This is a genomic window from Paraburkholderia sp. FT54 (genome assembly GCF_031585635.1).
Taxonomy (GTDB): domain Bacteria; phylum Pseudomonadota; class Gammaproteobacteria; order Burkholderiales; family Burkholderiaceae; genus Paraburkholderia.
The window spans coordinates 1,322,153-1,347,446 of the sequence record NZ_CP134195.1 but is presented as its reverse complement, the minus strand read 5'-3'; the positions used below and the strand labels follow the sequence as shown (position 1 = coordinate 1,347,446).

Here is a 25,294-nt window from a genome sequence, read left to right as displayed (position 1 = left end):
GGTATTCAGATCCGATGGGCTGCGGCCGGCGCGGGCATCTTGCCGAGAAACTCGCGCGTGCGAGCGTGGCGCGGATGGTCGAACAACTCGGCCGCGCTGCCTTCTTCATGGATCGCGCCGTCGTGAAGAAAACACACACGGTCGGCCACTTCGCGCGCGAACGCCATTTCATGCGTGACGACGATCATCGTCATGCCGTCGTCGGCAAGCTGGCGCATCACGCCGAGCACTTCGCCGACCAATTCCGGATCGAGCGCCGAGGTGGGTTCGTCGAAGAGGATCGCTTTCGGCTCCATGGCCAGGGCGCGCGCAATTGCCACGCGCTGTTGCTGACCACCCGACATTTCCGCGGGATAAGCATTCATCCGATGCGCGAGACCGACCTTGTCGAGCAGATGCCGCGCCCGCTCGCGTGCCCGCGCGCGCACTTCTTTCCTGACGAACACCGGTCCCTCGACCACGTTTTCCAGTGCCGTGCGATGGGGAAACAGATTGAAGCGCTGGAACACCATGCCCACCTGTGCACGCAGTTCGTGGATCTGTTTCGACTTCGCGTCGACCGTGCAACCCTCGACGGTGATCGCGCCCGCATCATGCCGCTCGAGTCCGTTGATGCAGCGCAGAAGCGTGGATTTGCCCGAACCCGACGGGCCGATCAGACACACGACCTGGCCGCGTTCGACATTCAGACTGACGCCCTTCAGCACGTGCTGATCGTGAAAGCGCTTGTGGATCGAGTCGACCTTGATCATCGTTTTCCCTTCAATCCGAGGCGGCGTTCGAGCCGCCGCAACCCATAGACGAGCGGCAGGCTGAGCCCGAGATAAAGCAGCGCGACCAGCGTGAAGACCGTCATGTTCTGAAACGTCGACGATGCAATGAGTTGCCCGGCACGCGTCATTTCCGCGACCGTGATCGTCGAGGCGAGCGACGAATCCTTGAGCATCATCACGAGCGTATTGCCGTACGGCGGCAGAGCAATCCTGAACGCCTGCGGCAACACCACGCGCCGCATGATCATTGCGCCGCGCATGCCGATGGACTGTGCCGCTTCGATCTGCCCGTGATCGATCGCCTGAATGCCCGCGCGGAAATTCTCTGCCTGATACACCGAGTACGCGATGCCGAGCCCGATGAAGCCGGCCTGGAATGCCGACAGCTGCACGCCGAGATCCGGCAGCACGAAGTAGATATAGAAGAGCTGAACGATGATCGGCAGTCCGCGAATCACGTTGATAAACGTGGCGGCCGCGTTCGAAACGATGCGGTTCTCGGACACGCGCATCAGCGCGAGCACCAGACCGAGCACGGTGCTCAGAATGAACGAGCAGAAAGTGATCTCGATCGTGACGACCGCGCCCTTCAGCAGGATCGGCAGGAATTCGACGGCGTTCTGGAAGAACATGGCGGGCGATCCTTATTCTGAAGACGGCGTCACTCCACCTGCCACTTCTTGACGATCTGCGTCAGCGTGCCGTCGGCCTTGATCTTCTTGATGCCGGCATTCAACTGCTCCAGCGTGACCGTGTCGCCCTTGCGCACGACGAAACACAATTGGCCTTTCACCGAAGGTTGATAGCCGCTGACCAGACGCAGTTGCGGATTCGGATTGTGCTGAAGCTGGTACGCAATGATCGGATGGTCGCCGAAACCCGCCTTGATGCGGCCAAGCGCGACGTCCCGCATGATGTCGGCAACGGAGTCATAGGTGCGCACTTCCTTGAAGATGCCCTTCTTGTTCAAGGCGTCGACGAAAGCGGTGCCGACCTGCGCGCCGACGATCTCGCCCTTGAGATCGTCCATTGATGTGTACTGGCCTTTGTCGTCGGCGCGTACGATCAGGCCTTCGCCATACGAATAGACCGTGTCGGAGAAATCGACCACCTGCTCGCGCGCCGGCGTCTTCAGCATGGCTGCCGAAATAATGTCGATCTTTTTGGTGGTCAGCGACGGAATCAGCGACGAGAACGTGGTCTGCTCGATCTTCACATCGAATCCTGCCGCCTTGCCTGTTGCGGTAATTGCATCGACGAGCAGTCCCTGAATCGAATTGCTCTTCACGTCGAGGAAGGTGAACGGCACTCCGGTAGCCGTCGAGCCGACCTCATAGGTAGTCGCGGCCACAGACCAGGCTGGCGCACCGGCGAGCAGCAATCCTGTTGCAAAGACACTGGCGAAGCGTTTGGCGAACTGGAACATGAGTCTCTCCACGGGTAGGCGAGGGCCGATGGGAATATCGGCAACCATCAGTCGGATCATGATATTCGAATCAAAAATATCGATTACCGTAAATTGCGTATCGATATTCGATATGCTAGTCTCGATCTCAGAGCTAAACAATTGGGTAATTCCATGACACGCAAGACGCCCGACGCGCGGCCGGAAGCGCTTCCGGAGCCGGATGAAACGCCGGATGCGCTGTTCAATCAGTCGCTGGAGAAGGGAATCGCGGTGCTGCGCGCATTCAGCGCACAGCGCCGGTCGATGACGTTGCCGGAAGTCGCCGAAGCGACGTCCATCACCAAAAGCTCTGCGCAGCGCATGATCTACACGCTGGAGAAACTCGGCTATGTGAGAAAGCATCCGCGTACGAAGCGGTATCAGTTGGCGCCGCGTGTGATGCAAATCGGTTTCAACTATCTTGCGGCGGACACGCTGATCGATGTCGCCAACCCGTTTCTGTCCGAACTCACCAATGTCACTGGGGAGACGACTAATCTGACTGAGCCGGATGGCGTCGACATGGTCTACGTCGCGCGCTTCGTTTGCATGAAGTTTGTACCGATTCATATGCCCATCGGCAGCCGTATTCCCATGTACTGCACGGCGTCGGGGCGGGCCTATCTCGCGGCGCTGCCGGAAGACGAGTCACGCGCGCTGCTGGTGGCCAGCAACCGCGTGACACACACGCAATACACCGTCACGGATCTCGAGGAGATCGAGACGCGTCTTGCGAATGGACGGCGCAATGGCTATGCGTCCAACCGCGAGGAGTTATTCATCGGCGATATGACGATTGCGGCAGCCGTGCTCGATGGAGAGCGTCGGCCTGTCGGTGCGGTTCACGTCGTCGCGCCCACGAGCCGCTGGACGCTGGCGGAAGCGGAAGCGCGGCTGGCGCCCGCGGTGATCGATTGCGCGCGTGGCATTAGTAGTTCCATCAGGACGCTGGTCTGACTGAGATGCGAGCGCCGTGCGGGAGCGTGGAACCGCGCAAGAGGCTGCTTACCGTCATGTGACGGTTTGCGCCTCGGCGCTCGGAAACAGAAGGTGACGCGAACGCCATCCCTCCTTCGGCCTCGCTCCGGCGCGCGACCTATTCGGGCAATGCTGGCGACGGCTCATGCGAAAACCCGAGGTAGCGACACGTTCGATATCGGCAGGACTAAGCCACTGTGACCAAGAGACTACGATCCGCCAAGCCTAAAAACAAAACGAACGCCGGTTTTTATTATTCAGTGGACTTTCTTTTTGACACACTGTGCGCCCGACGCCGTTTTGATTTCAAAATCATTATGGATTCTTAAGCGCTTTTTTGAGCAGGGTTCACGTCCGGACAACCTGCGGAGAGTCACACCGCCTTTTGCTTCGCATTCGTTCGTGCGCCTCTTCAGCCGTGATCGAAAATAGTGTGCGGGCTTCGGGGAGTGGATAGGCCCAAGGGATTGAAGGGTTATATGGGCTGCCTCGCCGCCGAAGTGCGGTCGCCTTGAGCCCATGTCCTGCGCGCAAAACGCCGACGAATATTTGACCGCACTAACCCGATAGCTACCCGCCGCCGGCGACAGATTGAGCCGCTCGATCCGGTAACCCGACGGTAACCGACGCCAGAAATAGAAAAAGGCCTTACAAGCATTGCTTGTAAGGCCTTGATTTCTTTGGTCGGGGCGAGAGGATTTGAACCTCCGACCACCTGCACCCCATGCGGGGTTTCACTCACACGTGAGCCGCATTATTATGGACGCTCCGGATTTCGTGTCTAATGCCTGCCTAAAAATTGCGCGATTCAAAGACGCTTAGTACGGACTTCATCATTTCAATATTAGACAGAAAAAAACCCATGAACGAACAGGATCAATTACGGGCACTCGTGCGAGAAGCGATGGTTAAATGGCACGCCGATTCGCTCGAAGCGTTTCAAGGTTGGAATCTTGAAACGGTCAGAACACTCGCCATCGTGAACAGCGGCGGACTTGCTGGCGTATCTGCGATTTATGCAAGTGAGAACGCTGCCAAGATCTATCTTGGGAATTACCCGGCGGCCGCGTTCTTCGCAGTCGGCTTGATTTGTGCGTTGCTCAATATGTATGCAAATTCGCGCGGCCACATTTCTGACCGCTCGGAGATCGCCGACAGAATAAAAAAATTGGACACGGGAGAGTTAGACGCCAAACAGGCACTGGATCCGCTAAAAAGCGGTCGGCCAGGATTTTTGATAGCTGAGTTCGGCGGCTGGAGCGCATTCATAATGTTTTGCGCCGGCGGCTGGCCGTTTGTGCATCCAGCGTTAGCAAAAATACTCTGAGTTCTCGCCTAGCCGAGCAGCGATCCCTGAGATTTGTCGTCAAGCTTCGAGACTGCGGTCTTTGGCGGCTTAGGCGCAGCAGTCGCCGCCATCTGATCAGCAGGAAATAGGTTCAGGAATGAGCGAGCCTCGTCGGTGCTGCGCGCACCGAGCCAGTCGTCGTATTCTTCCGGGCGCAGGATCACGACTGAGCGCTTCTCGTCGCCCGGCCGGTGAAACCGCTTCATGAGCGGATGCTCGTTGGCGTTCACGGTGAGCATAGTGAACGAGAGCGAAACGCCGTCCGGATCCTCCCATGCGCGCCAGAGCCCCGCGATCGCGAACGGCCGGCCGCCCTCCACTCCTATGCTCCAGCGCACCGGCTTTCCCGTCTCGTAGTTCGGCTCGTAGAACGAGATGCACGGGATCAGGCACAGCTGCAGCTTCTTCCAGGCGGCGCTGTAGCTGCGCTTCTCTCCCACCGACTCGGCGCGCGCATTCATCGTGTCGAATACCTTCACGCCCGGCGGGATGCGCTTGCGCGGAACCATCGCGAAGGTGGCCGGATCCGTGCTGCGTGCAGCACCGCTCATTCGCAGGATCGGCGCGACGTAATCCTTGTACGTCTCTCGCGGATATTCGAACTGTGGGACCGGAAACTCGGTGAACGCTTCGAACAAGTCGAGCTGGGCCGGTTCGTAGTTTGTGCACATGGCGGCCTCCTTAGAGCGGTTCCACAATAGTGCCAGATGCAGATAGCAAAGTCCTGGCTATACTGTATATCCATACAGTATCTACATGCCACCATGCGTCACCGACCGCCGCTTACCGCCGCCGAACTGGCCGAGATTTATGACCGTGAGCCCACCCCTACCGTGCTTCGCTTGCTGCAGGAGATTCATCGTCTGCGATCAACGATTCTGCGCGCAGACCAGATCCGCAGGATGATTGGCAAGCAAGGCAGTGCCTACGTGGCTGGGAGCGTGTGGGAGTGTTTCGAGCGGGAGTTAGACGCGGAGCCGTGCCTGACAGATCCACCGACGCCGCGGCAGGAGGAACTCACGTCCAAGATGATGCGGCGGCTAGACGAGTGGCGAAAAAATGGCCGCAGAAGGGATTGATTAATGTACGTCATGAAGGAATTGGAGGGGTAGCGCCCGGCTTTGCTGTAAACTGCGCGCAAATTTCTGTTGAACACTTATGAAAACAATAATTATTCGCGCAGTTCTCCTCGCATCCGTCGTCGGTTTGAGCGCCTGCGGCGTCGGCTATCGCAACGGAAAGCAATGCGAGGCGAGAATGCTAGAAACATACCCGACGCAAGAGCCTGCCATCACGGTGAAGCGCACGGCGGTTAGTCACAATGGAATCCGAGTTGTCGTCGAGGCGACCTATGAGGTGGAACTGAAGGCCAAACCTAAGACACTGCTCACGACCAAGACCTATTCGGAATCGGCAGCGGTCGAATGTGTCTTTGATAACGAAACCATGACCGGTTTCAAGTGGGTGTCCCCCAAAAAGATGGAGGCCAAAGCGGATACCACGGCAGCAGAAACTCGGGGCGACTGATGCGGGGGCTCGGCGTGCGGTGAAAAAGGCCGGAGGCGAGATGGATTGATGTGCGCCAATGGGCGCCGACCAGCACGAAGATAGCCAGCGCCGCATAGGTCAGGCCGGCGCCGCGCCATTCCAATGCGATCCGCCACCACCGATCCGCACGCCGACCCACATCAGCCACCGGCGCCATGCAGGCACACCGGTGATAGCCGATGCCTCGCGCAGCACTGCGTCGGCAACGTTGCGCGGTACAGGGTGCGTGGAGTACAGAAAGTCGTGAACCACGCTCGCCTCGTTCGACGTGCCGCCGGCCAGCAGGTAGGCGATCGGCACGCGCGGCACTGACGCAAGGTCGGTGATGAAGCCGGTCGACACCGTGAAGGTCATGCCGGCGACGTCGGATTGATAGACGAGCGGTGCGATCAACCGCCAGTGCCCGTCATCCTTTCCGGTCGCATTCTCCATCTGCAATTCGGTTAGGAATGCGCTCACGATCCGATCGCTCCACTTGCCGGGTCAGGAACAACGATCGCCGGCGCGGCCACATCGTCCGCGAGCGCAGTCGTCACCGCGAGCTGCGCGGCGGTCAATGCGATCTCGGCAGCATCCTTGGCTTTCTGATCCCAGCTCGACGCGTCGATCACCTTGACGAGCGCAGGCACGCCGTCATTGACGAGCGCGCTGATGTTGGTCGTCGAGATCGTCGTGACAGCTGTGTCAGATCCCGCGTTCGCCACCTTCGTGCATGCTGCGCCGACCTTGTCCGACGCGGTAACCAGGTAGCCTTGCGCATCGGCCGAAAGCTGCGACTTCATCGCCGACATCGACGCGAGGAAAGGAACGCTGACAGTGCAGACCTTCTGCGCCTTCACCTGCAGGGTTGCGACGAGTTGGGCCGGAGTCTGGGTTGCGGCGCCCGGCGCAGCACACCCAGCAAAAGCGATGGACAGGACAAGACCTGCCGCAAGCAGCATGAGCTTCTTCATGGAATTTCCTTCGGAGTTGTGCCGCGGGCGCGGCGAGATGGTTACTGCGCGGGTGCGGTGGCTTGCTTGGCGGCGATGCGCGCGGCGACGTAGTTGATCGCAGCGTGCGCGCCGGCGGCCAGCACGCCAGCGACGAGCGACGAAACGCTCGCCGGCACCGGCACATGAAGCGCCAGACCGAGCGCCCACTCAACTGCGGGCATGAGGGTGGCGGTCGAGATTGCGACGCCGCCGGTGACGACTGCTGAGTTTTGTGTCATGGATGCTCCTATGCTGCGTGGTGGATGACTTCGACGGCCGAGAACTGGTAGCCCTCCTTGCCGTACTTCTGCGCAATCCAGATCGGGAAGGGAAGCGCATGCATGCCTTCGTCTTTTCCAATGTGATGCGCCTTGCAAAGCAACATGCCGTTGACCGTCATGTCGTCGACGAACTGGGTCCAATCGGTGAAGTTGTCCCAGTCGAATGCCTTGATCGCTTCACCCCATACGCCGGCCTGCGCATCGAACTTGAAGCGGTCCCAATCGATCATCTCGGCGAACGAGCGCTCGATCGGGTGGTGATGCGCCTCGAGCGGATGGCCGCTCTCCTCTGCCGTCGCGTTGCAGATGAAGCAGCGGCCACCGGCGCGCGAGATCAGCGCCTTGCGCGTGCGTTCGAACAGCGCCGTCGTCTTGCGCGGCTCATGGCCTGGGATGTTGACGTCGACGGTCAACGTCTCTTTCTCTTCGTGGATCTGGGTAACGTCAGTCATGTGATAGGCGTAAAAAAACAGCCCGCAGGCTGTATTAGATAAATATTCGTGAGACGAATAAACGTCAGATATTCGTGTGGCAGCTAAATGATGCCGAGCGCTTTCTTTGCAGTCCCGTACAGCGCCAGCCGTTCGGAATAGCCGTTCGGGGTTGCTTTCGACGTGGCGCTGCCGAGGTTCACCGCGCGCGACACGCCAAGGAAGTCACCAGTATCGGCGAGCGCGCAGAGCTTTCGATTGAACCAGTACCAAGCCGCAGACATTGCGGCGTTAGTCGGCTGCTCAAGCAGCTCAGGGTGATTGAGTAGATCGAGGTCAAGACCGAGGGCCGCAAGCGTGTAATTGCGCCGGCCGGTGATTTGGATCAGGCCGCGGCCGCAGAATCGCAGACCATCGCCGGGCTGCGTGTTGCCCAGTTCGCTCGCCTTCTTCGACGGCGGCTCGTATGCCGTCTGCGCAAGCGTCGGCCCCCAGATCTCTTTCGTGAAGACCAGCCGCGCCGACTCGACGCCGACAGTCGCGAGGAAGGCGGCAACGCTCAACGGCGTGGCGATTCCATACTTGTCGCACGCGGCCTGAAGCGGCTGCACCCACTGCGATGCGCGCATGACGGTCGATCCGCACCCCGCGGCAACGATGGGAGCAGTGAGGTTCATAGAGCCGCCATCAGGAATTTGAAGCAGTCAGCGAGCCAACCGGGGAACCGATGGAACTGCGTGTAGAACCAGAGTCCGTAGAGCCCCAACACGGGCAAGACAATGGGAATGAACACCTGTTTCTGAAAGAACCGCCAAGCAGCCGCCAAGCGACACATGAACCGCGCGCCCGCGGCAACGTCGCTCAGAATGCTGCGAATAAGCGCTGTGTCCTCTGCGACCTGATTGGCTGTCGTCGCGACATTGCGCGTCACTGCAGTGTTCTCGGCGATCGCTGCATCGTGAACAACCAGGTATTCAACGACGTGAGCTCGAAACTCATCGTCCGGCAGGCTGAGCATGTCTTTGGCTTCCATGGATCCCCGGAAATAAAAAAAGCCGCTCCCAGGCGGCTGTTTATCGAACGTTGTTTTGCTACTTGACGACTAGCCCTGTTAGGGCTATCGTCGTATCTATAGGGAAACGCATTCGCGAGTCCCGCTTATCCCGAAAGGACGATCATGAAGCTCACATTTCGCGCGCGACACGTGCCCAGCTATGCCCATTCATTACAAACATCCTCCCGCCAAAGACCTTGCCGACCTGAAGGCGGGTCTCGGTCTCACGGGCAAGCAAATGGCGGATCTGTGTTGGCTTGCGGGCGACCAGCACTGGCGCAAGTACACCAACCCGCGCGATCCGCGGCCGATGAGCGCGCAGATGCTATTCACTATGATGGCGCAGCTCGAATTGGACGAAGCAACCCTCGAGCGCATCTTCGAAAGGATGCGCCAGGTCGGGGCCGAGTTCAGCCCGGCTCCGGATGGAGGGCCGCAGCCGTAGCTATGTCGCTTGGCTGTTGCGCTGCGGCCGCGCGCGAATATCACTGGGTCAGAGCCGATCTGCTAATGCCGAAATATCGGGTTTGATCGGCGAATCGAGCGTGACGTAGAGTGCGATAGAATCTCGCCCTGTTGCCTTGACAAGAACCAGATCCGCTAGCCCATTACGATGACGACACAAAATAGCCACATAACATCTCTAGATGGGCTGAGGACGCTAGCCGTGGCTTGCGTGATGATCACGCACTACGCGCCTGGCGATTCCATCCTTCGCAAGTTGGGCATTGACTGGGCAGTGATAGGCGTCCACATCTTCTTCGTGCTGAGCGGCTTTCTAATTACAAAGTTGCTGTCGGAGAAATATTTTGCGACCGACAGATTCATGGCGGGTTTTGCTGCGTTCCTCGTCGCCCGGACGGTCCGCATCATCCCGCTAGCTTTTTTTGCGCTCGCCGTGGTAGCTTTGTTGTCGACTGAGCCCTTGCCCAAAGGCTTCTTCGAGTACAACCTGACCTTTACGTCCAACATCTACACTGCAAGGACAGGCGAGTGGTTTCCGGACGTAGGCCACTACTGGTCTCTTGCAGTGGAGATGCAGTTCTATCTGATCTTCCCGTTTTTCGTCTGGGCGTTCCGTCGACGACTTCTGCCGGCACTCATCATCGCTACTGCGGCGCTCTACCTGTTACAGGAAGTGGTCGCAAGGTATTCCGGATTTGCCAATCCGGGATTCCTGCTGACGGGGCGCGCGGATGCCTTCCTGCTTGGCGGCATTCTCTTCTGCATGACGAAGAGGCCTGATTTTGCGTTTTTCGCAAAAATGGCGCTCGCTTTTGGCTGCACCGTCTATGTTGGACAGTCCTTCGGAAGGGAATTCCTCCAGACGTCCGCATTTATCTCGCAGATGCCTATTGCCAATTTGCTATTTGCAGGACTGGTTGGCGTTGCCATGCTAAACGGATCAGTGGTCGACCGGGTATTCTCGAACCATATTTTGGTCCATTTCGGCAAGGTGAGCTACGGGATATATATCTGGCACCCGATCATGTGGCTTGTCTATCCGTTCCTGAACAATGCCACACACGGGGCAATTTCCCGGCACGTATCGCTAATTCTGCTGCTAGTCCTGCTCACGATCGGCTTCGCCGAAGCGAGCTGGCACCTATTTGAAAAGCAGCTGAACACCATCGGGCATCGCTGGTCGTCGAAGATCCTTAAAGGCAGTCATGTAGCCAAGAACGACGCCAGCGATTTCCCCACACAGCCAGCGGCCTAGTGAACGCGTCGCGCGCGTATAAACCCGCTACACGTCAATGTGCTCGTTGTGAAGGCAGCCTGTCCGATGAGATAGGCTGTCGAAGACGATGAAACGTTGAGTCGCACAGTAGGCGATGGTATCTGTGTGCTACCGGAGCCAGCCGAAATAGATCCAAGTATTGCAGTCTCGGATCCGAACGACCCCAGCGTCGCGGACGTCGTGTTGATCGAAACGTACTGGGCCGTAATAACTGTCGACGCGGCCGGCACAAACGCAACTACCCCCGATACATCCCATTCGCCAGCAGATAGAGCGACGCTCGCACAATTCGCTGGCGTCACATTTGTGAGCGACACATTCGAAAGATTTGTCGGCGATGGATACTCGCCGATACTGCCAGCCGCCGCTGAGCTTCCATTCGTCACGCCATTGATGGTCGGCGTATTGATGGTCGGCGAGTTGTTGAAGACTGCCGATCCGCTGCCAGTCTCATCTGACAGAACGCCCGCCAACTGTGCACTGGTCGTTGTGGCGAACTGCGAGAGGCTACCGCTCGTCGACGCAGCGCCACTTACGTCTGCTACCCCAAGCGTGATCGCACCCGTGCGACCCGACACCGAATTGACGATAGCAGCCCATGCAGGTGCGCTCGATGAGCCCGACGAGACAAGGGCTTGACCTGCCGCTGACCCGGTCGGATTGAGCAGTTGCACCGGCACATAGGTGGTTGCATTTGCACCAAACGACAGCAACGCAGCAAAAATAAACAGTACCTTTTTCATCTATGTCCTTTACAGAATTGCTACCCAAGAGCCCGAGCGCTTCTGATAAATCGTCGCCCCTGATCCGCCGTCGCCCCTTAAATAGATGTCGCCATTGGCGCCAGTGCTCGACGCCGGTGCGCCATTACCCGCCCACATCCCGCACACGGCCTGAGCCGAGTTGGGGGCCTGCGCTGGATACAGTCCGTATAGCGGCTGCACACCCTTGTTCGAATTCAGATATAGAGCGTTCTGACTGTTGACACGGAAGATATGCGATCCGCTCGCGTTGTTCGTGTCAAAAACCAGATTCGACCCAAGGAAGGAAGGTGCACGGATTTCGCCTATCGTCAGTGACGGGTCGCTTGGATTCTCGATGAAGTTTTGAGACGTTTGGCTGTTATCGTCAACGTAGGCTGGGGCGATCCACGTCCTTATGCTGTTGCTACGCATGCCGGTCGCCATAACGATCGCATATGGCGCAGCAGCAGCGACCGCATCCCAATCCCAGGCGTCGAGTTCAAATCTGTTTAGTTGTCCACAGAGCGTGAAAGCGGCGTACGTCGTCGAAGGCCAAGGTTGAGCAGTCGCCTTGATATGATTCCCGTCGATGTTGTAGCCATTAGGGGTCGCTGAATTCATGTTGACAGGTAGCACCGTCTCATCACACATAATGTCGAATTCGCACGACGTGATGAACTTGGAACCGTCCGTCGATGATTGCGTCAGATAAAGCCCTGTATTGAAACCCCAGATCTTTGCCCTGCCCCGCACGCCCATAATCCGCGCGTTGCCCACCCCATCGGCATGCACGTTGATGGCAGTGCCAGTGCCGAGGCCGATAGCGCCGTAGAGACGGATCCTGTCGAATCCGGTTTTCGTCGAAATCTGGAATGGCGTCGACGTTGCGTAGTCGTCGCCACTGATTTCGATAGCGGAACCGACGAAACCTCTGGCACTGCAGTCAATCGTCCCACCCTCAAGCCATCCGCCTGCATGAATTCGGATAACGGTCGTGCTCGTGGACTTGGCGACGATCGTTGCGCCAGAACTCAAATGCAGGGTAACGCCTGCGGGAATGCTCAGCTGCGAGACGAGATAGTTACCATCTGGCAGCATCACGGTGCCCACGCCGGACGACAACGCAGCATTGATGGCCGCAGTATCGTCATTCAGCAGATTCCCAAGCGCGCCATACGTCGGGTCTTTCGGGTTTGCGACGCCCACAATACGGTTGCGCAAAGCGGTGTTGCCTGCAACTGAACTGTCAACGACGCTCGCTGCGGCGGGCGTTCCGATCGGGATCGGGAAAGAGCCCTTTACGGTCACAACCTGCGTTCCCGGTGGAATCGTCGGGTTAAAGCCGAGCGTTTTTCCAGAGAGAGTGCAATCGATCTGTGGAACGCCGTCGCAATACACATCGACGTTATTGGTTGATCCATAAGTGCCGGCGAGAGTGAGCGACTGCGTCGTACCGGGCGTAAAGTTCACGCCGGCCGTGAAGGTCTCCACGGAGCGATTCACCGTCAGCGCTGACCGCAGTTGGGCAACTGTGCCCTTTACTGTTGCGCCAGACTGCGACATGAATACATAGTCTCCGTCCGAAAATCCGGTCGCGAGCGGGAACCCCGTGAGTCGAATGCCAACCCCTGTAGTCATATCTTGGTCTCATAAAACAAAAAAGCCGCACAATGCGGCCGATTCTCTGTGTTGGCTTATGCGATCACTTACCGATCGCGCGCCAACTGAACGGAACGGTCTGATTGAACGTTACTGAGCTCAACGTGTCACCGTTGGCAGTGAAACCGGTGGTCGTCGGCGCCCCAGTCGTTCCCCACGACGGCTGCGCTCCAGATACAGAATTCGCGCCGCGCTGTGGATTTCCAGTCACAGTGAAGCAGGCATTCGGAAACGGGATCGGGAAGGTGATTGCGACATTCGATGTGCTTGCTCCCGATGCCGGTAGCGTTCCGGTTCCCCACTGCTCGATAGAGCCGTCGGGCAACTTGCGCCAGCCGTTCGCGCCGAGACTGCTTGTTACGCTGCCACCGATCAAAGTATTGATTGCGGCAAGAATCTGATTGTTTGTGCCCTTCGTCGGAGTCAGGCCCGCCGCGGCGACGACGTTCAGAAGTTCCACCATCACCGAGTTGAACCAGTCCGCGTCCAGAACTGTTGCAGGAGTGCCGGTTGCGGGGTTGCCGCCCGTGAAATAGCCAGGCGTCGCGGCGGGGTTCGGTGTCGGGAGGCTCGGTGCGACTCCGCTTGAATCGATCTGATACATGGGTTTCCAGCTCCAACGCTAGGTAATGATCGGCATCCCGGTACCCATCAATACAGGGTGACCGAAGTCGTCGACGACCGTGTTATCGAAAATTTCAGCTGCGTACTGGAAGAGCACGACGGTGTGCGCTGGCTTGAGCGCATTAATCTCGCACTCCAGTACTTCATTGCCCCAACTCGCTAGCGCGTCGCCCGCCACCGCGAGACTCGACTGAGCGTATGAGACCGTGTTAAGAGGCGCCTCGATAGCCCAAGCCGATGCCCACGCCACCTGATTGCAGGCATCACCACATCGAGAAACATTCGCGCGTGCTGGCCGAAAGTTCTGGACCGTGATGTCGTAGCCGAGATTGGCTGCGATCTGCGTGAAATATGGAGCGGACTGGCTGCCGGTATTCGTCAGACGCGCGACCACCTGCGCGCGGCGAACCTGCACGGTCGGCGCTGCCCCCGCGCAGGGATCGGGTAGACCGAGCGTTGCTTCCCACTCAGGTAGAAGTTCGTTGGTCGTTGCGGGGAAGGCATCAACAAGCAGGTAGTTCGCTCGCGCGGTCCCCCGCGCATACACCTTAGTGATGCCTGCAACGACCTGCGTCTGCACCGCGTCCTGATCGCGCGGCCATACCAGACCGCGTGGCATCAGCGCCTGAAACGCGTTCAGATAATCGCTCGATGTGAGGTTTGGAGCTGCCATCAATCACCTCACAAGAACGCCACCGATCCGAGAACCGGGAGCGCACCGACCGCGCTCGCGATGTTCCCGGACGGTGACGTGATCACGAAGCCCGCCGTTCCGGAGACTGCAGCGATGGCGGACTCGATGTCTGAAATATTGACGATGCCGCCTGGTGCACCATTCGACTGGAGCACCCCTGCGATAGCAGTCGTTACCGCGCTCTTCGTTGTACTGCTCCACGACCCAGTTCCCGAGATCGTGAAGTTCACAGTATTGGGCGTCGGAGCGCATACATACACTAGCGCCGTGACTGGCTGCAATGCATAGATATAGTTCACGACGGCGAGTTGATCTCCCGTCGCAGCCGCGTCACGAGCCTCTGATGCGGCGACACCGTTCGTGCCTTGCGGGAATCCGTTGTGCGACGCCTCGGCATCGTCCAGCATCACATAGACGACGACCGTGCCGGCCCCGAAACCATTCGGATTCACCCACGCGCGCGTCACGCCGGCGACCTGCAGCGCCCATGTCACATAGTCCGACTGCGCCCCGCCCTGCGGGGGCGTCTGGAACGCGTTCATCACGCGCCCGCTGAAGTCGTCTTGCGTCTCGACGTCGGCACCCCCCGTGAATGCAGCGACGGCCGTGCCGCCGGATTGAATGCCGGTGACCGAAGTGCCAAGCGTCAGCACAGTCCCTGCGTCGCAATTCCCCGCCGATCCGGGCGTGACGGCTGTCACGGCGACCGTGACCGATGATCCCGATACGGTCGCATCCGCGTTCGTCGTGTATTGAACGCCATCGCCGCGAACAACCGTCGTTCCTGCGTCGATCGTCCCCGCGGTGGCCGGGAAAGTGACGCTACCGGTCGCAGGCATCGCCTCCTTCAGATACACGTTCTTCAAAGCGCCCCAGCCGGCGAGATATTCATCGGTTGCCGTCCACGGCACTGCTTGCTGCGAGATCCAATCGATATAGCCATAGTGCAGATGTGCGAGGCCGGCCTGCACCCGGCCAGTGACCCGGAGATTCGCGAAGCGCAATAGCGGATCGGTGCCCGGTACGCTCGACGCGATGTCGGACGAAACCTGCGTCTGCAAATCCGTCAGCGTTGGTCTGGAGAAAGGCATTAGTTAGTCCCTTGCCATGCCCATGAATAGGCGGTTGCCTTCGTCGAGCCGTCCTGTTGATACGCGACAACCTGCGCGCCAAGCATGCTGGTTCTCGTCCATTCGACATACACGTCGAACTTCGCGACCACGCCGTCGTCGATCAGCCACTGCAGCGCTTCGACGATATAGTCATACGCGCGCTGTAGCGTTTCCTGCGTCTGCTTCTCTCGCGCGAGAAGCCACAGCCGGGATCCAATCGGAACGTCTGCTCCCGCATCTGCCCACCAGCCGCGAGGATCGTTGGTCCCATCCGGAATCGTGTCGCTCGGTTCGGCTGCACGATCGGTGAAAAGGCTGATCAGAATCGCCGTTTCCAGGTCGTTTCCGGTCTCGAGCAGCGCGCCCGTCACCTGCCAATCGCCGCGGTTGTTCAGGGGGTCCCAAACTGTCGTTGTATCGGTCATTCCGCCTGGCTCGGTGGGTTGGTCGTTGTACCCGGCCCACCAAGTTGAACATTCGGCACCTGGTGGTTGTGGCCGTTGTAGATCGTGCGCATCTCCGCCATCGTGTGCGGGTTCGTCGCCGCGTTGTCGATGATGTCCCCCGACACCTTCAGCAGCGGCGTATTCATCACGACGCCCGTCGAGGCGTTGATGGTGACCGTCGTCGCATCGTTGACCGTCACGGCCTGGCCTTTCGCCTCGACGACGATTCCGCCGCTCGCCGTCAAGTAGACGTACTTGCCGTCCTGGCTGTAGAGCATCGTCTCGCCGGATGCGAGGTTCTTCGGTCGCGATGGCTGGTGCACGGTGCCCAGAATGACGCCGTTCGAGCGATCTCCGCCGAGAAACACGACGAAAGCATCCGAGCCGACCGGCGGATTCGACGTCAGTCCGAACTCGACCGGACGCGGTGTGTTGTCAGCCGTCTCAAGCGCGTTCAGCTTCACCTGCACGCGCTGGAAGCCGCCAGCGTCGTTCACCGTCGTCACCAGCGCGCGGGCGAGCGAAAGCAGAACGCGCCGCGCGGTGCGCTCAAGAATTCCGTGTTGATCGCTCATTGCTGCGGTACTGTTCCGATGACGTCTGCGTATTGCGGCTGGATGAGGACCGGTTGCGGCGTGAATGCTTCGGGAGCCATCAGCGTCAATTCCGCATGCGTGCCCTCGAGTCCGAGGTGATACGTCACTTCAGCAATCAGATACCGCATCGGCACGGTGCCGCCCTGATCTCCGGATACCTTCAGCGACGGAATCAATACGTCGATGAGCTTGTTCGGCTCCCACAGATTCCCGTCGATGTCTCGCCAGTTGTCGACCGTCACGTGCACGACCTCGGACCGCCCACGGCGCCGGGCCACTTCCCACAGCGAGCGCTGCTTGCCAACATCCCATCCGAGCTGACCGGCCTCGGCGATGATGATGCGACGACGATGCCGCGTGACGTTCGGATCGGTCGCCGTGAACACAGGCGCATTGACGGCGTTCAGATCCTGCAGGTTGTTCGTGCCGATCATGACGGCCATGATCTCGGAATAGCGCTGATCCATCGATCGCTCGACGGCCGCGCTTTCCGTGTTGATGCCTTCCTGAATGCCGCTCGACATCGGAACCGTACCCGCGCGCGTCAGACGCAGCGATCCGTCGCGGTCCTCGTAGACGAGCAGCGCGCTGAAGCGCGCCGACCGCTCGACGATCTCGTAAGCCGTCTCGCCGAGCATGATGTTCTGCTGCGGGATGATCGGTAGACCCGTCACATCGCAATTGACAGTGATGTTGTACGGAACGGCCAGCTTCGTCGCGATGTCGGCCGCCGTGCAATTGCTGATTTGACCGTTTGGCCACTGCGCCGCGCAGTCGAGCAGATCCTGACACTTGCCGCGCCCCGTCACGCGGATCTCGTGCATGTTTGCGTTGATGCTGGGCACAACACGATCGACGTAGCCGGTCACGACCGGATCCAGACCGATCGTAAGGATGCATTCGTCTCCCGGCTGCACCACGACATCGTTCGCCTGCCCGGGGAACAGCTCGGTCATTCCGATCTCGAAATCGCTCGGAAATCGTTCAATCCCCCGGGTACAGCGCAGGCTCGTCCATCCCGACAGCATGAAATCGCCGATCGAGAGCAGGATTCCGTCGTCAACCATCGTTTAGCTTGAGAGGGCGTTGAACTGCGTTGGGAGAAAAGCCGGATGCACAGGATCAACCTGCGCAACCAGTTCGTCCGATCGTGTCGAATCTCGATACATCCGGTTCGCGAGCGTCAACGCGGGCAACGTCGCGCCGAAGGTGAACGTCGCGGTCGCAGCCAGCCCCGAGCCGCGCGCGTCCAGATCCGCGACGACCGATTGCCGCAGTGCGCGGAGCGACATATAAACGTCGTCCTCGCCCTGATCTGCCGCAATCTGGATTTCGTTGTCGATCAGCGCGGCGACGCTGTCGCGCATCGACGAGGCGTCATCAGCCGACGAAGGCTGATAAGTCGACGACGATATTGCGATCTGCGCCACCGTCGCACGGCGAAACAGGTCCGCGCATGCGCTCTGCATGGTTTGCTGAGCTACGGCGATTTGCGATGAACCTACGACTGGCGTCGGGCTGAACTGAATCAGGCTCGACAGCAACCGGATTGCGTCAGCAGGCGAAGACGCCGACGCAGCAAGTGCCGTGACAACTCCCTGCGCCGCGCTCGCGAAGGTCGTCGGATCGCTGCCGACGTTCGCCGCCGCTGTCGTAAGAGCGGCACCCGCCGTCGCCACCGCTGCCCGGCTGGAAGTATCGGCAGCGATCAGACTTGCAGCCGTTGCCGTCGACGCGACCTTCTGGTTCGAGCCGGCATACCCGGTGTTGCCGCCGCCGAACAAGCGGCCGAAATTGCCCGCCAGCGTCGACAGCGAATTCCAGAATCGCTTGACGTCGTGCACGAGCGTATTGACGGCCTGATACCAGCCGACCACCGTCGATACGGCCGCCTTGATCACCGCCGCGCCCTTGGCGATCGCTGATGCGATGTTCGATATGAAACTGAGTAGCGACGATGAATTGACTCCGGCCGCCGCGCTCGATACGGCGCTGCTGGTTTGCTGCTGCGCCTTCGGGTAAAGGCGATCACCGCCTTGCACAAATACAAGACGGACTTCAACGACGCGGCCGCGATCCCACGACGATCCGAACTCCGCGGAGATGCAGTTCGACCTGAGTGTGCCCCACGTTGGATGGATCAGTGTGCCGAGGCCAGGAGCCTTCGTGCTGCCGTTCATTCCACCGCGGATAACGTTCAGAAGCTTCAACTTCTGATCCGCGACCGATCCTCCGCCATACACAAGGCTGTTTTCGACAAGAAACCCGCTAATTCGGATAACGGTGCTTTGCAGGCCCAGATCCTCGACCCACGGCTTCGTCTCCTTGTTCGGATACTCATGCACGACCGAGCGACGCCCGGCAGTGACCGATTCCGACAGCACCGCGAATGGCACACCGTTATAGCTCGCCGGGCGTAACCGGCTCCAATACCCGCTGCCACCATTGAACAGGTTCGCGAGCGATTGCGCTGCCGACGCCACTCCGCCAATGCTGCCGACAGCGTTGCCTACTGAGGCTGCGATGCTCATACAGAGGGACCTGTAACGTTGGATGTTCCGACGCGCGCTGTCGCGTTCGGGTTGCCGCGCACGGTCGCGCTGGCTTTCGTGCCGGCGGGCGCGTTATGCAAATGCACATCGACATGAAGCTTCTGATCGATCGCCGCCGCCATTTGCCCGCGCGAGTATTCTTCGCGAGGATCTGCTGGCCGCTCGTACAGGCGCGACACGATACCGCCCGCATCTTGCGCTGATGCGGCAGCGCTGAGCGCCTGACCTGCCTTCTGCTCCTTGCCGTGGCGCAATTCGTAATCCGCGAACTGCAATTGCTGGTCAAGCGTCGACTGTTGGATGTCAATTCCGAACCGCTTCTTGAACTCCGCTTGCCGGTCCTCGTGCCACTGCCCAATGCCGTAGGCATGCCCGTTGTCGCCAACCGCTTTCGGATTGAACAGGCTTTCCTTCCAGAAGTTCGCCGCCAGCCCGGAGGCCTGCTCTTGGGTCCAGCCCATCTGCTGAAGGCGGTCGACAACTCCGGCTGTCTGAGCGTCATTTGCGGCGCCAGCGCGGCGTCGGTCGCCGATGGGGTCACCCGGCCATTGCTGGCCCGGCTGCGCCTGATGCGACTTCACGTAGTCGTCTTCGCCGGTGTTCAGGTCCTTCGAATGGAGCAGCGCGAGAATGGCCGCCATGATTGGGCCGCCGGCGAGTCGTGCAAGCGCGGTCGCAGCGGCCGGCACCGTAACTGCGGTCAGCATTGCGAGATTCGAGATGAGACTGAGGACGCTGGCAATCGGGCCCGCAAACGAAATCGCGGCAATCGCGATAGCAATCCCCTTCACGCCTCCGATCGAATCAACGAAATTGCCGATCTGGCTCGTCGTCTTGTCCCAGTCAACATGATCGACCCACTTCGCGAACTTCTCGACATACTCGGAAACCTTCGAGGCAACGACGTCACCGTATTTGTCGACGAGACGCCCGACGACGTCGAGCACGCGCTCGACGGCGGGCGCAAGCGCATCGCCGAACGAGTACTTCAGCCGCGTGGCCGACGCCTCGAGCTTCAGCATGTTCTCGTTGAACTGCTGCCCACGCGCGAGTTGCTTGTCATCGAAGACGAGGCCCATCGACCGCGCACGGTTGACGAATTCGTCGATGCCTTTCTCGCCCTTCTGCAATAGCGGCAGCAGCGACTCGACACCGAACGCACCAGCGATAAGCCCTTGCGCCTGCACATTGCCCTTCTGGGCGACGATAGCATTCGCGACTTCCTTCAGTGCGCGCGTCGCGTCGACAGCGCCATCCTTCGTCCGATGGAGCGTGATGCCGAACTTCTGCATCATGACGAGCGCATCCTGATTGCGCCCGTAGGTCGCATCCTCGAGCGTGCGCCCGAGCGACTTTAGACTGCCCGTCATGTCGTCAGCTGACAGACCGGCCAGCTTCGCTGCACCACGGTACGCCTGCAGATCCTGTGTCGAAACACCGAGCACGCCCGACGTGCGTTGCACCTCGGCGCCAAGCTTGCCCCATTCATTGGCGAGCAGCGCAATGCCGGCAATCGAGCCGAGCCCCGCGATCGTCGTCAGCGGCGTGATGACCGACGCGACTTGCCGTGCGGCGTCTGCCGCAGCCGTGCCGACAGACTTCATCGACTTGGCGACGCGATCGAGGCCTGCTTCCTTGCTGAAGCTCGAAAATGACGCCTTCAGATCCGAAGCGGGCTTCGTGATGCTCGCGAGCGACGCCTTGATCTTCTGGACCGAGGCTGTCGCCTTATCGACCGCAGTGATCGTTACAACGAACGGCGTGCTTGCTGCCATCACGACTCCATTTGCTTTTTGATCCGCTCAGCCTGCTTCAGCCACCAGGCAAGCCGCGAGAGAGGCAGCGTCCACGCCTCATCCGGTCCCCAGCGAAAGAAGTAGGTGACCTCGGCGACTACACTTCCGCAGCCGTCGGGCCATCGTCGGTAAAACCCCCGAGATACTCATTCGCCTCCGTAAAGTCACGTTGGCAGAGCTTCTCGACAGCCGACTTCGGCACGCCCGAGATGAGGTGGATCAGCATGATGCCGATGCCGATGTTCGACGAGGCGGACATCGCCTTGTCGAGCTCACCAGCTGTCGGCTCGCGCAGATTCAGCGAGTCATATACGACTTCGGTTTCGCCCGAGCCGAGCTTGACCGGCTTGCGGAGCTTGATGGTTTTTTCTTCGGGTTGGCTCATGACTTAGCTCGTCGTCTCCGTGACTGCCGGACCTTCCCATTTCACTTCGACCGTTGCATCGGTCGACTTCACGGTCTGGTCTTCGACGGTCCACATGTTGCGGCCGATGATCGTCTTGCCGTTCGCGAGCTGCGCGACGACAGTCGAGTTGTCCATTGCATTCAGATCGGCGACCGTCAGGCCACCGGTATCGCGCAGCGTGCCCGAGATCGAGCCGACGCGCTTCTTCTCGCTGAAGCCGTGAACGTCGTCCATGCCGACCAGCGATTCGCGCGTCACTGTCGACGGGTTATATTCGAAGTCGCCGACCAGAAGGTAGTTCTGCCCGTCCACCGTGAGAGTCGCGGTACCGGCCAGGCGGTTAGGGTTTGCCATCGTGGGCTCTCCAGAAATGCGAAAGCCGCCCGAAGGCGGCTCTCAGTGGTGCGGCTGTGACTTAGCTCAGGCGGAACTGCGCCAGCAGCGCGAAGATGCGCAGCTGGTCGATCAGCGTACCGGGCCAGAGAACGTCGATACGGTTCGGATTGCTGGCGTTCTGTTGAACGATCAAGGCCTGCGCAAAGGCGGCGCTGTTCTGCACATAGCCGTTGAACTCCTGCTCCTGAAACTTCGCGATGATGTCAGCCTTGATGATGCTCGGCGTCACGATGTTCGAACCCGGAGCGAAGCGCGTACCGTCGGCCGCCAGCTTCACGCGCGCATATTTCGTCGTCACCATCGACGCATAGTCGCGCAGCAGGAATGCGAGCGTGAACAGCGTCTCAACTTCCAGATACGAGTTGTCCGGCTGGCCGAAGCTATTCGTCTGGTACGTCGTGATCAGGTTTTCGATTGCCACCGTGCCGTCCTGCGCAACGGTGAACGTCGAAATGCCGTCGTACAGCAACGTATTGCGCTGCGACAGGTTGAAGCGCGACTGCAGCGGCGGCGCCAGCACGCCCTGAATGACGACCGTTTGCAACGGCGTCGCCGGATCCGCACGCAGCGAGACTGCCGCGGCACCGGCCAGGCCTGCCGCCCACTGCCAGTTCGGCGTCGGCGAATCGTTGAAACCCATGATGGTTTCGTGCTGGTTGTTCCGCGTGAGCCCGAGCGTTGTCTGGCTCGCGAACGTACCGCGGTTCGCACTGAACACGTGGCCGTAGACTTGTTGCTGCCAACTCCAACGACCCGTCGTGTCGTTGAGGAAGGCCTTCAGAGCATCCAGCGACGTCGTGTCGGTGTACGGGCACACGATGAAGTCAAACGGCATGTCAAGCAGGTTGCCGAGCGCGGTCGTCAGCGTCGGATTCGTCGCGCCGCTCGCCATCGCTGTGATGGTGTACGTCAGGCCGGTCGGAGTGAATTCGCCGCCTGCGGTGCCCTGATAGTTGAACCGGATGTCGATGTCGTTCCCGGCGAGGCCCTTGTTATCCGCCGTGAGCGTCACCGTACTCGTCGCAGCCGTAGCCGTTACCGGCATAGCCGCAATCAGGTTGATCGCTGCTGCCACAGCAGTCGCGATCTGTGCGGTTGTCATGGCCGGCGTTACTGGCACAGTGACCAGTTGGCCGGCGATATACAGTGAAATCGTGCCGTTGGCCGTCGGCGCAGCCGTGAACGCGATCGAGCCGGTTGCAGCCACCGCACCGGCCGCATCGGAAAGCGGCAAATACCAAACTTCGCCGAACGTGTCGTTCGCTTTGTATGCGGCCGTCATCAGTGCGAGCATCGAACTTGCGCCGCCCTGCACCGCCGCGTCGCTCGCGCCCGACGAGATAACCGGGATGTTCGGCGTCGCGGTACCGGATGCGGTGATCTGTCCGATGATCAGCGCGCGCTGGTTGGCCTGCGCCGTGTTTGCATGCGAGCTATCGAGTTCCGCATAGAAGAGCGGCACCCGGATGTTCTGCGGAATCTGCTTGAACGGAATGGTCATTGCTTCTTGCTCCCAGCGGCGTTGGCCTGCGCTTCACGCGCGGCGTCGTCAGTGCCGCCCAGCACGACATCCTTGTCGTTGAGGCAGCGAGTCCAGAAAATGTCGCCGTCTGGCACGTCGATGCCTTCGGCCGGAAGCAATTGCTTCGTCACCGGGTCCCGTACAGACAGGCCCGGTGCAGGTTTGACGCGCATGAGGCGCTCCTATTGGGGAAATACGATGTCGAAGCCGGCTTGGGTCGTGCCGGGCGGCTCCGTGACCGCGAGCGCGACTTCGCTCAGTGGCGTGATCGGGATCGGGAAGAAATCCTCCGGACCCTGGTAGAACTTCACTTCGATCTGCATCAGCAGTTCTGCCATCGGCATGTCTCCCTCGGAATTCGTCGAGAGATCCGACTCCACCGAGGTGAACTGCTCGATACGTTGACCGCCGCACGGATCTGCCCAGATCGCCGGGTTGTTGATCAGCGCGGACTCAATCTGTGCCTTCAGGCGCTCGGCCTCGAGCAATGCCGCAGCCGACCCCGCGTCGCCGACGAGCGCCGGTGACTTCGTGCGCGCGATGATTTCAAGCGTCGCGTAGACGTTGAATTCAGGAACATTCGGACCGAGCGATTCCTTTCGCTCCCGCCGCGCATGGACCAGAATCAGCGGATACGAATCCGGGGCCGTGGGCCAGTCGAACGGCGAATACACCGCTGTGCCCGCGTCCGTCGCGCCGGTGAGCGCATCCACGAACAGCGCGCGAAGCTCTGCTGACGTTGTCATGTGGAGATGGTCCGTGTAAGGAGAAGGCGCGCGGCGCCGCGCGAGTCGGGCCGCACCTGCTTCACGAGGTAGTTGGCCGCGGGACGCCGGCCGCTCCGACCTGCCGGAATGAACAGTCGGTCGTTCTGAACGGGGTCAGCGGGAAACTGCGAAAGTTGAACTCCAACGCACGCACTGACCTCGGTCGCCCCCATCGTGGCGTCCTCGAACATCACTTCCTTGAGGTACGCATCGTCGAAGACGACGGTGATCGAGAACGACCCGCCGGCGAACGGCATGAACGTCGCTGGTTCAGCGAACACACCGTGCAGCGGCCCGATGACGACGCTGTCCCAGTCGATCGACATTACGACTCCGAGCGACCGCTCAGCAGAACTTCCGGACGGGTGCAGATGTGAAGCGGGTAGCTCGACACTTCCATCTTCCACCACTCGTTGCGGTCACGATCCATGATCGGCACCACATACACCGGTTTGCCCGGCGTGTTGACCCACTGGAACGACTCGCCCGGGGCGAGCGCGCGGCGGAAGATGCCAGGTGCTCCGACCGGGAAGAACTTGACCTTGTCGTCCGGGATCTTGATGGTCGCGTTGTCGTCCGAACCGCGATAGTTCAGCCAACGGATGCCGCCGAACTCGAACGCAGTGAACGCGCCACCCGAATTGCCGCCACGGATTTCCGTCGCGTCGCTCCAGTTCACGAACGTGCGGATCACGTCCGGATGGTTGACGAACTGGTCGTAGAAGGCATCGCCGCACAGCGCGAAGACCTTCGTCGACGGCGTGAAGGAGCCCTGCGCTTTACGCGCCATCGTGCGGGTGATCTGGTTGCAGATCGGACGCAGCGTATTTGCCGTGCCAGCGGCCAGGTTGAAGCCGGTTTCCTGCGGCTGCGTGATGCCGAATTCCTGGAACCAGTTGTACTTCACCGTGCCGTCGAAGTCGGTGAAAAGGCCCTGCACCGCGGCGAGACGCTGGAATTCCCAGGTGTACTCGATGTTCTTGAGCAAACCGGTCGGGCCGGCGAGACGACGCGCGACTTCGTCCTGCACCTGCATCAGCTCGGACTCGGTACCGAACGCGCGGATGTTCTGCAGTTCGTTCGCGTAGATCGTGTCGGAGTGACGCAAACGAGGCACGTCGAAGTAGCGCGCTTGGCGCTTTTCGGTCGTACGCTGCGTGCCCGCTTCGCCGCGCTCGCTCAGCGGAACCACGATCAGTTGACCTTGGCGCTGTTCGACCACCAGAGCCGTCGTGCGAATCGGGTCGTCGTCGAAGATGTTCAGTTCGCCGAGCGTCTGCGGCTCGTACGGGTACTTGTCGACTGCCGCGGTCAACGTGACAGTCGAGAACGGGTCCTGGTTGAAAATGTCAAGCGATGCCATGTGAACGGCTCCTTCAGAAATGACGAAGCCGCCCGGAGGCGGC

32 protein-coding genes are annotated in these 25,294 nt (G+C 60.0%); 5 read left to right on the top strand and 27 right to left on the bottom strand.

Annotation, left to right across the window (positions count from 1 at the left end; all coding sequences use genetic code 11):
- Nucleotides 1-5: 5 nt before the first annotated feature.
- The 3 genes from RI103_RS06430 to RI103_RS06420 are packed head-to-tail and all read right to left on the bottom strand — an operon-like array spanning nt 6 to nt 2,199.
- A complete protein-coding gene (locus tag RI103_RS06430; RefSeq protein ID WP_310814540.1) occupies nt 6-752 on the bottom strand; it encodes an amino acid ABC transporter ATP-binding protein in 747 nt (248 codons plus the stop codon).
- A complete protein-coding gene (locus RI103_RS06425; protein WP_310814539.1) occupies nt 749-1,405 on the bottom strand; it encodes an amino acid ABC transporter permease in 657 nt (218 codons plus the stop codon). The genes RI103_RS06430 and RI103_RS06425 overlap by 4 nt, the downstream gene beginning before the upstream one ends.
- A gap of 29 nt (nt 1,406-1,434) precedes the next feature.
- A complete protein-coding gene (locus RI103_RS06420) occupies nt 1,435-2,199 on the bottom strand; it encodes an ABC transporter substrate-binding protein (RefSeq protein ID WP_310814538.1) in 765 nt (254 codons plus the stop codon).
- Between the two features lie 153 nt (nt 2,200-2,352).
- On the opposite strand from RI103_RS06420, the gene RI103_RS06415 reads away from it, so the two are divergent.
- Both RI103_RS06415 and RI103_RS06410 read left to right on the top strand, forming a co-directional pair.
- Complete coding sequence (locus RI103_RS06415; protein WP_310814537.1) at nt 2,353-3,177, top strand: IclR family transcriptional regulator; 825 nt, start codon at nt 2,353-2,355, stop codon at nt 3,175-3,177.
- Nucleotides 3,178-4,060: 883 nt separating this feature from the next.
- On the top strand, nt 4,061-4,525 hold the full coding sequence (locus RI103_RS06410) for a hypothetical protein (RefSeq protein WP_310814536.1): 465 nt from the start codon (nt 4,061-4,063) through the stop codon (nt 4,523-4,525).
- Between the two features lie 8 nt (nt 4,526-4,533).
- Here the strand turns inward: RI103_RS06410 and RI103_RS06405 are convergent, their stop codons facing one another.
- Nucleotides 4,534-5,184, bottom strand: coding sequence for an SOS response-associated peptidase family protein (locus RI103_RS06405; protein ID WP_310814535.1), 651 nt, complete (start codon nt 5,182-5,184; stop codon nt 4,534-4,536).
- Between the two features lie 520 nt (nt 5,185-5,704).
- Here RI103_RS06405 and RI103_RS06400 point away from each other — a divergent pair.
- Entirely contained in the window at nt 5,705-6,073 is a 369-nt protein-coding gene (locus tag RI103_RS06400; RefSeq protein ID WP_310814534.1) for a hypothetical protein, read from the top strand.
- 99 nt (nt 6,074-6,172) lie between these two features.
- Here RI103_RS06400 and RI103_RS06395 read toward each other — a convergent pair whose 3' ends face one another.
- The 6 genes from RI103_RS06395 to RI103_RS06370 form a co-directional block, all read right to left on the bottom strand.
- Complete coding sequence (locus tag RI103_RS06395) at nt 6,173-6,553, bottom strand: DUF1353 domain-containing protein (protein WP_310814533.1); 381 nt, start codon at nt 6,551-6,553, stop codon at nt 6,173-6,175.
- Nucleotides 6,550-7,047 (bottom strand): hypothetical protein, encoded by a 498-nt coding sequence (locus RI103_RS06390; protein ID WP_310814531.1) that lies wholly within the window; start codon nt 7,045-7,047, stop codon nt 6,550-6,552. Before RI103_RS06390 ends, RI103_RS06395 begins: the two co-directional genes overlap by 4 nt.
- 41 nt (nt 7,048-7,088) lie before the next feature.
- Nucleotides 7,089-7,307, bottom strand: a complete 219-nt coding sequence (locus RI103_RS06385) for a hypothetical protein (RefSeq protein WP_310814530.1) — start codon at nt 7,305-7,307, stop codon at nt 7,089-7,091.
- 8 nt (nt 7,308-7,315) lie between these two features.
- A complete protein-coding gene (locus tag RI103_RS06380) occupies nt 7,316-7,801 on the bottom strand; it encodes a hypothetical protein (RefSeq protein ID WP_310814529.1) in 486 nt (161 codons plus the stop codon).
- A gap of 83 nt (nt 7,802-7,884) precedes the next feature.
- Nucleotides 7,885-8,343 carry a glycoside hydrolase family 19 protein gene (locus RI103_RS06375; RefSeq protein ID WP_310814528.1) on the bottom strand — a complete coding sequence of 153 codons (459 nt, stop codon included), beginning with the start codon at nt 8,341-8,343 and terminating at the stop codon, nt 7,885-7,887.
- Between the two features lie 110 nt (nt 8,344-8,453).
- Nucleotides 8,454-8,813: a hypothetical protein gene (locus RI103_RS06370; RefSeq protein WP_310814526.1), complete on the bottom strand. Its 360-nt coding sequence runs from the start codon at nt 8,811-8,813 to the stop codon at nt 8,454-8,456.
- Between the two features lie 181 nt (nt 8,814-8,994).
- On the opposite strand from RI103_RS06370, the gene RI103_RS06365 reads away from it, so the two are divergent.
- Entirely contained in the window at nt 8,995-9,279 is a 285-nt protein-coding gene (locus RI103_RS06365) for an XRE family transcriptional regulator (RefSeq protein WP_310814525.1), read from the top strand.
- Nucleotides 9,280-9,513: 234 nt separating this feature from the next.
- A complete protein-coding gene (locus RI103_RS06360; RefSeq protein ID WP_310814524.1) occupies nt 9,514-10,554 on the top strand; it encodes an acyltransferase in 1,041 nt (346 codons plus the stop codon).
- Here RI103_RS06360 and RI103_RS06355 read toward each other — a convergent pair.
- The 17 genes from RI103_RS06355 to RI103_RS06275 all read right to left on the bottom strand — a co-directional run bounded on the left by RI103_RS06355 (nt 10,551) and on the right by RI103_RS06275 (nt 25,251).
- Nucleotides 10,551-11,318, bottom strand: a complete 768-nt coding sequence (locus RI103_RS06355) for a hypothetical protein (RefSeq protein WP_310814523.1) — start codon at nt 11,316-11,318, stop codon at nt 10,551-10,553. The two genes, RI103_RS06360 and RI103_RS06355, sit on opposite strands and share 4 nt — an antisense overlap.
- A 9-nt stretch (nt 11,319-11,327) precedes the next feature.
- Nucleotides 11,328-12,881: a hypothetical protein gene (locus RI103_RS06350; RefSeq protein WP_310814522.1), complete on the bottom strand. Its 1,554-nt coding sequence runs from the start codon at nt 12,879-12,881 to the stop codon at nt 11,328-11,330.
- A gap of 139 nt (nt 12,882-13,020) precedes the next feature.
- The gene (locus RI103_RS06345; RefSeq protein WP_310814521.1) at nt 13,021-13,581 is read right to left on the bottom strand and encodes a gp53-like domain-containing protein; all 561 of its coding nucleotides are present in this window, start codon (nt 13,579-13,581) and stop codon (nt 13,021-13,023) included.
- Nucleotides 13,582-13,599: 18 nt separating this feature from the next.
- Nucleotides 13,600-14,274, bottom strand: a complete 675-nt coding sequence (locus RI103_RS06340) for a putative phage tail protein (RefSeq protein WP_310814520.1) — start codon at nt 14,272-14,274, stop codon at nt 13,600-13,602.
- Between the two features lie 8 nt (nt 14,275-14,282).
- Nucleotides 14,283-15,386, bottom strand: a complete 1,104-nt coding sequence (locus tag RI103_RS06335) for a baseplate J/gp47 family protein (RefSeq protein ID WP_310814519.1) — start codon at nt 15,384-15,386, stop codon at nt 14,283-14,285.
- A complete protein-coding gene (locus RI103_RS06330; RefSeq protein ID WP_310814518.1) occupies nt 15,386-15,832 on the bottom strand; it encodes a phage GP46 family protein in 447 nt (148 codons plus the stop codon). Before RI103_RS06330 ends, RI103_RS06335 begins: the two co-directional genes overlap by 1 nt.
- Nucleotides 15,829-16,428, bottom strand: a complete 600-nt coding sequence (locus RI103_RS06325) for a phage baseplate assembly protein V (protein WP_310814517.1) — start codon at nt 16,426-16,428, stop codon at nt 15,829-15,831. Before RI103_RS06325 ends, RI103_RS06330 begins: the two co-directional genes overlap by 4 nt.
- Nucleotides 16,425-17,516, bottom strand: a complete 1,092-nt coding sequence (locus tag RI103_RS06320; protein ID WP_310814516.1) for a phage baseplate assembly protein — start codon at nt 17,514-17,516, stop codon at nt 16,425-16,427. Before RI103_RS06320 ends, RI103_RS06325 begins: the two co-directional genes overlap by 4 nt.
- 3 nt (nt 17,517-17,519) lie before the next feature.
- Nucleotides 17,520-18,980: a DNA circularization N-terminal domain-containing protein gene (locus RI103_RS06315; protein WP_310814515.1), complete on the bottom strand. Its 1,461-nt coding sequence runs from the start codon at nt 18,978-18,980 to the stop codon at nt 17,520-17,522.
- The gene (locus RI103_RS06310; protein WP_310814514.1) at nt 18,977-20,776 is read right to left on the bottom strand and encodes a phage tail tape measure protein; all 1,800 of its coding nucleotides are present in this window, start codon (nt 20,774-20,776) and stop codon (nt 18,977-18,979) included. The genes RI103_RS06315 and RI103_RS06310 overlap by 4 nt, the downstream gene beginning before the upstream one ends.
- 118 nt (nt 20,777-20,894) lie before the next feature.
- Nucleotides 20,895-21,182, bottom strand: a complete 288-nt coding sequence (locus RI103_RS06305; protein WP_310814513.1) for a phage tail assembly protein — start codon at nt 21,180-21,182, stop codon at nt 20,895-20,897.
- Between the two features lie 3 nt (nt 21,183-21,185).
- Complete coding sequence (locus RI103_RS06300; RefSeq protein ID WP_310814512.1) at nt 21,186-21,557, bottom strand: phage tail tube protein; 372 nt, start codon at nt 21,555-21,557, stop codon at nt 21,186-21,188.
- A gap of 61 nt (nt 21,558-21,618) precedes the next feature.
- Entirely contained in the window at nt 21,619-23,100 is a 1,482-nt protein-coding gene (locus tag RI103_RS06295) for a phage tail sheath subtilisin-like domain-containing protein (RefSeq protein ID WP_310814511.1), read from the bottom strand.
- Complete coding sequence (locus tag RI103_RS06290; RefSeq protein WP_310814509.1) at nt 23,097-23,294, bottom strand: DUF2635 domain-containing protein; 198 nt, start codon at nt 23,292-23,294, stop codon at nt 23,097-23,099. Before RI103_RS06290 ends, RI103_RS06295 begins: the two co-directional genes overlap by 4 nt.
- Before the next feature lie 9 nt (nt 23,295-23,303).
- On the bottom strand, nt 23,304-23,867 hold the full coding sequence (locus RI103_RS06285; protein WP_310814508.1) for an ABC transporter permease: 564 nt from the start codon (nt 23,865-23,867) through the stop codon (nt 23,304-23,306).
- Complete coding sequence (locus RI103_RS06280) at nt 23,864-24,214, bottom strand: hypothetical protein (protein WP_310814507.1); 351 nt, start codon at nt 24,212-24,214, stop codon at nt 23,864-23,866. The genes RI103_RS06285 and RI103_RS06280 overlap by 4 nt, the downstream gene beginning before the upstream one ends.
- Nucleotides 24,214-25,251 carry a major capsid protein gene (locus RI103_RS06275; RefSeq protein WP_310814506.1) on the bottom strand — a complete coding sequence of 346 codons (1,038 nt, stop codon included), beginning with the start codon at nt 25,249-25,251 and terminating at the stop codon, nt 24,214-24,216. Before RI103_RS06275 ends, RI103_RS06280 begins: the two co-directional genes overlap by 1 nt.
- Nucleotides 25,252-25,294: the final 43 nt, after the last annotated feature.

Excerpts from the sequence above, each read along its gene's own strand:
- RI103_RS06430 (WP_310814540.1), bottom strand. The coding sequence starts at position 752 with ATGATCAAGGTCGACTCGATCCACAAGCGCTTTCACGATCAGCACGTG.
- RI103_RS06425 (WP_310814539.1), bottom strand. The coding sequence starts at position 1,405 with ATGTTCTTCCAGAACGCCGTCGAATTCCTGCCGATCCTGCTGAAGGGC.
- RI103_RS06420 (WP_310814538.1), bottom strand. The coding sequence starts at position 2,199 with ATGTTCCAGTTCGCCAAACGCTTCGCCAGTGTCTTTGCAACAGGATTG.
- RI103_RS06415 (WP_310814537.1), top strand. The coding sequence starts at position 2,353 with ATGACACGCAAGACGCCCGACGCGCGGCCGGAAGCGCTTCCGGAGCCG.
- RI103_RS06410 (WP_310814536.1), top strand. The coding sequence starts at position 4,061 with ATGAACGAACAGGATCAATTACGGGCACTCGTGCGAGAAGCGATGGTT.
- RI103_RS06400 (WP_310814534.1), top strand. The coding sequence starts at position 5,705 with ATGAAAACAATAATTATTCGCGCAGTTCTCCTCGCATCCGTCGTCGGT.
- RI103_RS06390 (WP_310814531.1), bottom strand. The coding sequence starts at position 7,047 with ATGAAGAAGCTCATGCTGCTTGCGGCAGGTCTTGTCCTGTCCATCGCT.
- RI103_RS06385 (WP_310814530.1), bottom strand. The coding sequence starts at position 7,307 with ATGACACAAAACTCAGCAGTCGTCACCGGCGGCGTCGCAATCTCGACC.
- RI103_RS06380 (WP_310814529.1), bottom strand. The coding sequence starts at position 7,801 with ATGACTGACGTTACCCAGATCCACGAAGAGAAAGAGACGTTGACCGTC.
- RI103_RS06370 (WP_310814526.1), bottom strand. The coding sequence starts at position 8,813 with ATGGAAGCCAAAGACATGCTCAGCCTGCCGGACGATGAGTTTCGAGCT.
- RI103_RS06365 (WP_310814525.1), top strand. The coding sequence starts at position 8,995 with ATGCCCATTCATTACAAACATCCTCCCGCCAAAGACCTTGCCGACCTG.
- RI103_RS06360 (WP_310814524.1), top strand. The coding sequence starts at position 9,514 with ATGATCACGCACTACGCGCCTGGCGATTCCATCCTTCGCAAGTTGGGC.
- RI103_RS06355 (WP_310814523.1), bottom strand. The coding sequence starts at position 11,318 with ATGAAAAAGGTACTGTTTATTTTTGCTGCGTTGCTGTCGTTTGGTGCA.
- RI103_RS06350 (WP_310814522.1), bottom strand. The coding sequence starts at position 12,881 with ATGTCGCAGTCTGGCGCAACAGTAAAGGGCACAGTTGCCCAACTGCGG.
- RI103_RS06345 (WP_310814521.1), bottom strand. The coding sequence starts at position 13,581 with ATGTATCAGATCGATTCAAGCGGAGTCGCACCGAGCCTCCCGACACCG.
- RI103_RS06340 (WP_310814520.1), bottom strand. The coding sequence starts at position 14,274 with ATGGCAGCTCCAAACCTCACATCGAGCGATTATCTGAACGCGTTTCAG.
- RI103_RS06335 (WP_310814519.1), bottom strand. The coding sequence starts at position 15,386 with ATGCCTTTCTCCAGACCAACGCTGACGGATTTGCAGACGCAGGTTTCG.
- RI103_RS06330 (WP_310814518.1), bottom strand. The coding sequence starts at position 15,832 with ATGACCGATACAACGACAGTTTGGGACCCCCTGAACAACCGCGGCGAT.
- RI103_RS06325 (WP_310814517.1), bottom strand. The coding sequence starts at position 16,428 with ATGAGCGATCAACACGGAATTCTTGAGCGCACCGCGCGGCGCGTTCTG.
- RI103_RS06320 (WP_310814516.1), bottom strand. The coding sequence starts at position 17,516 with ATGGTTGACGACGGAATCCTGCTCTCGATCGGCGATTTCATGCTGTCG.
- RI103_RS06315 (WP_310814515.1), bottom strand. The coding sequence starts at position 18,980 with ATGAGCATCGCAGCCTCAGTAGGCAACGCTGTCGGCAGCATTGGCGGA.
- RI103_RS06310 (WP_310814514.1), bottom strand. The coding sequence starts at position 20,776 with ATGGCAGCAAGCACGCCGTTCGTTGTAACGATCACTGCGGTCGATAAG.
- RI103_RS06305 (WP_310814513.1), bottom strand. The coding sequence starts at position 21,182 with ATGAGCCAACCCGAAGAAAAAACCATCAAGCTCCGCAAGCCGGTCAAG.
- RI103_RS06300 (WP_310814512.1), bottom strand. The coding sequence starts at position 21,557 with ATGGCAAACCCTAACCGCCTGGCCGGTACCGCGACTCTCACGGTGGAC.
- RI103_RS06295 (WP_310814511.1), bottom strand. The coding sequence starts at position 23,100 with ATGACCATTCCGTTCAAGCAGATTCCGCAGAACATCCGGGTGCCGCTC.
- RI103_RS06290 (WP_310814509.1), bottom strand. The coding sequence starts at position 23,294 with ATGCGCGTCAAACCTGCACCGGGCCTGTCTGTACGGGACCCGGTGACG.
- RI103_RS06285 (WP_310814508.1), bottom strand. The coding sequence starts at position 23,867 with ATGACAACGTCAGCAGAGCTTCGCGCGCTGTTCGTGGATGCGCTCACC.
- RI103_RS06280 (WP_310814507.1), bottom strand. The coding sequence starts at position 24,214 with ATGTCGATCGACTGGGACAGCGTCGTCATCGGGCCGCTGCACGGTGTG.
- RI103_RS06275 (WP_310814506.1), bottom strand. The coding sequence starts at position 25,251 with ATGGCATCGCTTGACATTTTCAACCAGGACCCGTTCTCGACTGTCACG.